This is a genomic window from Colwellia ponticola (assembly GCF_005885605.1).
GTDB classification, from domain to species: domain Bacteria; phylum Pseudomonadota; class Gammaproteobacteria; order Enterobacterales; family Alteromonadaceae; genus Colwellia; species Colwellia ponticola.
Genome location: NZ_SZVP01000163.1, coordinates 1 through 432 on the forward strand (window position 1 = coordinate 1; position 432 = coordinate 432).

Here is a 432-nt window from a genome sequence, read left to right on the forward strand (position 1 = left end):
TGCCGATGAACTCGATTGCGTCAGCAGCAACGAGCAAGTGGCGGTATTCGATGCGGCGCGCCAGGGCCTGGTGGCGGAGGTCAGCCTGCGCAACTCGCCGTCGGTCCTGGGCTGGCCGAGCGTATCCAGCGACTGGGTGCGTCCTGGCATTATGCTTTATGGCGCCACACCGTTTGGTGAGGACCAGGCCTTGGCCGCGCGTTTGCAGCCGGTGATGACCCTGGAATCGAAAGTGATCTGCGTGCGTGAACTGCCAGCCGGCGAGCCGGTGGGCTACGGCGCCCGGTTCATCACACCTAAACCGATGCGTATCGGCGTGGTTGCCACGGGCTATGCCGACGGCTACCCGCGCCATGCGCCCACCGGCACGCCGGTGCTGGTGGCGGGGCAGCGCAGCCAATTGCTGGGTCGCGTGTCCATGGACATGCTGTG

Annotated in this window: 1 protein-coding gene; it reads left to right on the plus strand. The window is 66.0% G+C overall.

What is annotated here, in order from left to right; translation table 11 throughout:
• The coding region (locus FCS21_RS16360; protein WP_171035744.1) for an alanine racemase C-terminal domain-containing protein at nt 1–432 on the plus strand (432 nt) is incomplete at both ends.